The organism is Thiohalocapsa sp. ML1 (assembly GCF_001469165.1).
Lineage (GTDB): Bacteria > Pseudomonadota > Gammaproteobacteria > Chromatiales > Chromatiaceae > Thiohalocapsa.
The window spans coordinates 1-5,477 of the sequence record NZ_JABX01000096.1; the positions used below are offsets into that span (position 1 = coordinate 1).

The window sequence follows — 5,477 nt, forward strand, 5'->3', positions numbered from 1 at the left end:
CACTAAGCTCATTCCTTCCCACGAAAATGACATCTCGCGCCATGAGCCCAGGGTGTTGGCTCCATGCGACTTCGCGCAGGCGTTGCTTGATGCGGCGAGCGGCTATAACGGGACGTGAGACATATTTGAGGTTGTACCCGTCCTTGAGCCATTGGGGTAAGCGTGGGTCATTGTAGGTGATGGTGGGGTCGATGATAATCGGATAGATTCGTTGTAGTGCATGTTCGGCAAGAGCGTTATGAGCCAATGCCAACTCTCTCTTGACCCAATGAGAATTGAGAGCGTCGTTACTCAAGAAAACAACGAACACTTGGGAGCTGTCAAGCCCACGAACTATCTCTTCAAGGGGTTGCATGCCCTCTTCGAAGGTCCATTCATCGTATTCCGCTGAGATTGGGCGGAGTTTTTCTGCGACTGTGCGCACGTAGCGGGCCTTATCAGCGCTACTGTGAGAGAGAAATGCCCTAGCCATGCTTGCCTCCTAAATTTGGAAACTCAGTTGTCCCACAACGCCAACTGCGTCGGGCGATCCACCCGGTCGGCGAAGGCGAGCCGGCGCAGGTTCTCCAGCGCCTCGAAGTCGCTGGCGGCGGGGGCGACGGCGTCCAGCGGGTCGATGCCGGTGAAGGCGCGCGATGGCGGCAGGACCTCCAGCACCGCCTCCAGCGCGGAGAGGAACACGGGCTCCTGGGTGGCGCCGACGCGGGTCAGCAGGTCGGCGGCGGCCTGCAGGGTCTGGTTGCGGGCGCGGCTGGCGGCATGGTGGATGGTGTCGATCCAGCCCTTGGAGCCGTCCGGTGGGCCCAGCGCCCCCTTGGCGGCGCGAGTGCCGCTGTCCCACAGCACGACGTTGCTGCCCTTCTTCTCGGCGAGGCGGCCGATGATTTCGCGATCCAGGTCGATGCCGACGACGCGGGCGAGGCGCAGGGCCTCGTCGAAGGGGAATTGCGGGGCCTGGAAGGCGTCCCAGGCGAGCACGAACCATTCCGTCGGCGGGTCCAGCTCGGCCTGGCGCTTCAGGTGCGTGAGCTGCTCCAGGCGCCAGCGCTTCACCTCGCGGCGGGCGGCGTCGAGGGCGTCCTCGGGCGTCGCGGCGTAGGGGTCCGGTTTTTCCGCGAACAGTTCCGCCTGCCTGGGGCGGCGGCGCTCGAATTCCGGCTCCGGGCGCGGCGTGCCGCGCTGCACCGGCCAGTGGCGGGAGAACTCCTCCAGCGCCGGGCCGAAGCAGGACAGATACAGGTCCACGCCGCGGATGCCGGCCTGCTGGAAGCCCTGGATGCGACCGCGCACCGCGGCGCGCACGCGCGGCTCCAGGTCCTCCCAATAGAGGGTCTCGGCGCCGTCGGCGGGGGCGGTGCGCGGGCGGCAGACCAGGAACACCGTGCTGTTGGCGGCGGACTTGTCCTTGATGTGCAGGGAGCCCTCGGCCTCGGTGTTGATGGGCCAGCTCGCGGTGATGACGAAGCCGGCGGTGATGAGCCCGGTGGTGAGCGCGTCCCAGGCGCCGGTGGCCTTGTGGGTGAACATCAGCGTCATCAGGCCATCCGGTTTCAGCACCCGGCGGCATTCGGCGAAGATGCTCGCCATGCGCGCCTGGTAATCGCGGCCCGCCAGCACCTTGGCGCCGGGCTGGCCGCGGAACTTGGCCGGGTTGGCGACCGCCTCCTGCTCCTTGTCGGTGAGCGCGCGGCGGAACAGCTCCGGGTAGACGTGGCCGGCGGTGCGCTTGAGCCAGACGTAGAAGAAGTCCGACAGCTCCGCGTACATCACGTTGTCGTAGTAGGGCGGGTCCATCACCACCAGGTCCACGGAGGCGTCGGCAAGATGGTCCAGGTTGTCGCCGGGCTTGCAGGTGATGGTCAGCGGCGGCGGCGTGAAGTCCGGCGCCGCGAACAGGTCGCGCTGAGTCTTCGCGCCCTTGTCCGCCTTCAGGTCCACATCCGGGCGGGTCAGCGCGGCCAGCTCGCCGATGCACTTGGCGGTCTGCTCGATGGCCCAGTCGTAGCCGAGGCCGGTGATGAGCGGGGCCATTTCGGCGTAGGACCATTTGAAGGAGAAGTCGTGACGGTCAAAGGTGTTGACCATGACTTCGCGAGATACGTGCCAGCGCGTCATGCGGGAGTTGTAGTCGCGGAGCTTGTCGAGCGACAGGGCGAGGTAGCCGAAACCGGCCTTGGTGGTTTCCGACAGCTCGCCCTTGCTGCGCTCGGCCTCCAGCAGTTCGCGGAAGGCTTCAACGCCGGTGGCATGGCCGTAGAGCTGGCGTGGAGAGAAGAGGTCTCGCCAGAGCGGCATCCCGTACTGAATCGGGCGGTCGTCGTTCGACTCGGGCGGAAAGCGCTCACTCGGCACCAAATCCAGCGCCTCCCACTCCGGCAGCTTCTCGGCAAGCCGCTCGGCGATCAGCGCCGACACGTCGTCCTCGGGCCGCGGCGCCCGGTAGCCGCGGACCCATTTGATGCGCTCCTTGCCGGTCTTGGTCCGGGTGACCGTCCGGCGCTTGTAAACGACGGTAAACAACTGCTCGCCCATGTCGCCGCCCTGGGCCTGGCGCTTGATCTCGTCGCCATCGACGGTGCGCCCGCAGTCCGGATAGGGGCACTCGGCGTTGCCGCCCTTGACCGTGCCCTTGGACTGCTTGGCGGCCCCGCGGACGATCTCGAAGGCGCAGACGCGGCCCGCCGTGCTCGGGCCGGCGCCGAGCTGTGGCTTCAGGCGCACGCCGGTGCCGTCCGGGGCCAACCGCCAGTTCGGCGACAGCGGGATCAGGCCGTCGCAGTACGGGCAGGTGATTGTGCGCGCCCAGAGGTAGCCGTCCGGCCGGCAGTCGGGCTCGGGCTCCGCCGGGTAAGCCCAGGCAAGCCGCTCGCGCATCTCGCTGACGAAGCGTTCTCCGAGCCTTTCAAGCTCAAGTCGCAGGTCGAGGCCCAACTTGATCGGCAACTCGACGGTCGAGCGCAGGATCAAGCCCGCCACCGGGTTCAGATCGTTCGCAATGGCGTGAAAGCGCAACCGGCTCGCCTCGAACGGGATGCTGCCGCCCCCGGCGGTTGGGTCCAGCACCGCCGGACGATCGATGCCGATGCGACGGGCCTCGTATTGGACCCAATCGAGGTCGTCGGGGGAAGGCAGATACGAGAAGGCACGCGGGTAGCCATAGGCATCGGCGCCTAGACGCTCGCCCTCGCGGTTCGCGCGTGCGATACGCGCCTTCCCCGCCACCGGATCCCCATGAATCCCCAGCACACGCATGAACCGCTCCCGATCCGCATCCGCCGGCAGCAGCGAGGCGAGGATCGCGGCGCGGGAGGCGACCAGCGGGCGCCGTGCCCACCAGACGTGCAGATAGTAGGTCGGCGGCAGCGCGGTCATGGAGCGCCGCTCGCGCACGCTCTCCTCGCCGAGCGCCGCAATCGGCAGCCAGGTCTCGATCAGGCGGGCGGTCATGGCGTGGCTCCGTCGCCGGCGGCGAGGCCGACAATAGCGCGGGAAACGCGCGCGCGCATTTCGGTGCGCATTTCGGCGCCCAAAATGCGCGAAGAATGCGCGGCGCTCATTTAGGGCGCGATTCCAGGCGGTAGGCGGCGGAACGTCCAGCCCCTTCGAGGCTGATGGCCGGGTTCTCCGTCCGCAGCTCCCGCATCAGGCGCACCACCTGGTTGCGGTCGTAGTGGGTAATCTGGCGGATCTCTTCGTTGGCGAGTCCGGGGTCGCCACGTCGTGCACGCTCTTGCAGCACGCTCAAAATGCGCGTTTTGGCCGCCTCCCATGCGATGCGCCGGTCGCGCTCGGGGTGCCCGGCGCCCGCGAGGCGCCGGTGGAGGTCCGGACGCAGGGACCAGTAGGTGCTGCGACCGCTGCCGCCGCGCTCCAGGTAACCGAGCGCGGTCTCCATCTCGACCAGCAACTCCCGGGCCTCGGGCTCGGTGCGCTGACACAAGGGTGCCGCGGTGTCTGTGTCCAGCTCCGGGTGTGCCAGTAGGTAATGCAGAATCAGCAACTGCTCGACGCTGGGTATGCGGCCGGCCTTGCCTTCCTCCGCGATGAACAGGCGGAATTGTCCGGAGATCGGCTGGCGGCGAAAGCGCACCAGCACCGATTCGCCTTCCTCGATCAGTGCCGGGGGTTCTTTGCCCTCGATCAGCATCGCCTGATACATCCGGCGCACGCCCAGGTTCATCCGATTGACCAGCCGTAACCGGACCAGCGCATTGACCAGCAGCGGGTTGCGCGGCACGGGGCGGTGATGAAGGATATTGTCCGGCGCGATGCCGCCGATGAAGCCGCCGGCATTGGCGATCTCGATCCGGTTCGGGTATTGGCGGATCAGCAGCGGTCCGCCAATCCGGAAGTCCTGGTGACAGAGGGCGTTCATCAGGGCCTCGCGCAGGGCAATCTCGGGGTAGGCGCGGTACTCATGGTGAAACAGGCCCAGCTCCAGCGTGCTGATCGGGTTGTCGGCCATGATGCGGTCGAGCATGCGGCCCAGGGCAATGGGCAGTGCATCGCAGCCGTCCATGCGATCGCCGGTCTCGACGTCACTGCTCAACCGGGCGTGGGTCCAGACCCAACGGGGCATTAGCCGTTTGAGTGTATCCGGATGGCCGGCGAGGAACAGGCCCGCGTATGTCAGTTGGCCCGCGACGATCAGGTCGAGGGCGTCGAGCAGGTCCATGTCCGACAGGCGCAAGAGGTCGTCCGGTGCTTGCTCGCGGCGTGCGATGTCGCGCAGTTGCTCCATGGCCGCCGCGGAAAGCAGATCGTGCACGCGCGCGTCGATGCAGCTCGCCGTGAAGTCGGTCTCGCCGGTCTCGATGAGGATGCGCCGCCGCAGGCTGCCGGTGAGGGGCTGACAGTCTTTGCCGATGCGGGTCTTCGCGCGTCCTTGAGAATCGGTGTACGGCGGCAGTCCGCCATGGACGTGCATGAGCAGCAGGCGACCCGTTCCGAGGCCGATGGGCAAATCCTCGAAGACGGGCGTCAGCTTGGGGTCGGTGCGGTCGTAGACGGCTTTCACCAAGCGGTTGACGTCGATCTCCAGCGGAACGCCGAGCAGCGACTGCGCGCGACCGATGACCCCGTCGCGGACGCCGAAAACGACGGTTCCGCCGCCGCCGTTGGCCATGCAGACCGCCATCTCGACCACTTGATCAACACCCTTTTCTCGACTTCGGCCGATCCATTCCTTGAAGTCGAGGTCCTGGTCCTCGAAGCTGTCCGCAGGCGCGGAATCAAGCTCCTGCAACAGCGCGTTGATTTGGTCGCGGGTGCGCGGCACGGCGAATGCGCGTTACGCCTTCGGGTCGATGAGCAGAAACCGCAGGGCCATCAGCACCCGGCGCGGGTACTTGCGGTGCATGGCCATGCCGAGCCAGTAGGCGGCCTCTTCGCGGCCCATTTCCTCGATGCCGTCGGCGCAGGCGCGCATGTGCTCGCGGTTGCGCATGGGGGCGAGCACGCGGAACAGCAGGCCCAGG

Annotated in this window: 3 protein-coding genes and 1 pseudogene; all 4 read right to left on the reverse strand. The window is 66.9% G+C overall.

What is annotated here, in order from left to right:
- Window positions 1-472: toll/interleukin-1 receptor domain-containing protein (locus ML01_RS28175; protein ID WP_156428026.1), on the reverse strand; the 472-nt coding region annotated here is incomplete at its 3' end.
- A 23-nt stretch (window positions 473-495) separates the two neighbouring features.
- Window positions 496-3,447, reverse strand: coding sequence for a DUF1156 domain-containing protein (locus ML01_RS26350; RefSeq protein WP_058558347.1), 2,952 nt, complete (start codon window positions 3,445-3,447; stop codon window positions 496-498).
- A gap of 106 nt (window positions 3,448-3,553) precedes the next feature.
- Window positions 3,554-5,278 (reverse strand): ATP-binding protein, encoded by a 1,725-nt coding sequence (locus ML01_RS26355; RefSeq protein ID WP_058558348.1) that lies wholly within the window; start codon window positions 5,276-5,278, stop codon window positions 3,554-3,556.
- Between the two features lie 12 nt (window positions 5,279-5,290).
- Window positions 5,291-5,477: pseudogene (locus ML01_RS29830) on the reverse strand (hypothetical protein); the annotation flags it as partial.

Excerpts from the sequence above, each read along its gene's own strand:
- ML01_RS26350 (WP_058558347.1), bottom strand. The coding sequence starts at position 3,447 with ATGACCGCCCGCCTGATCGAGACCTGGCTGCCGATTGCGGCGCTCGGC.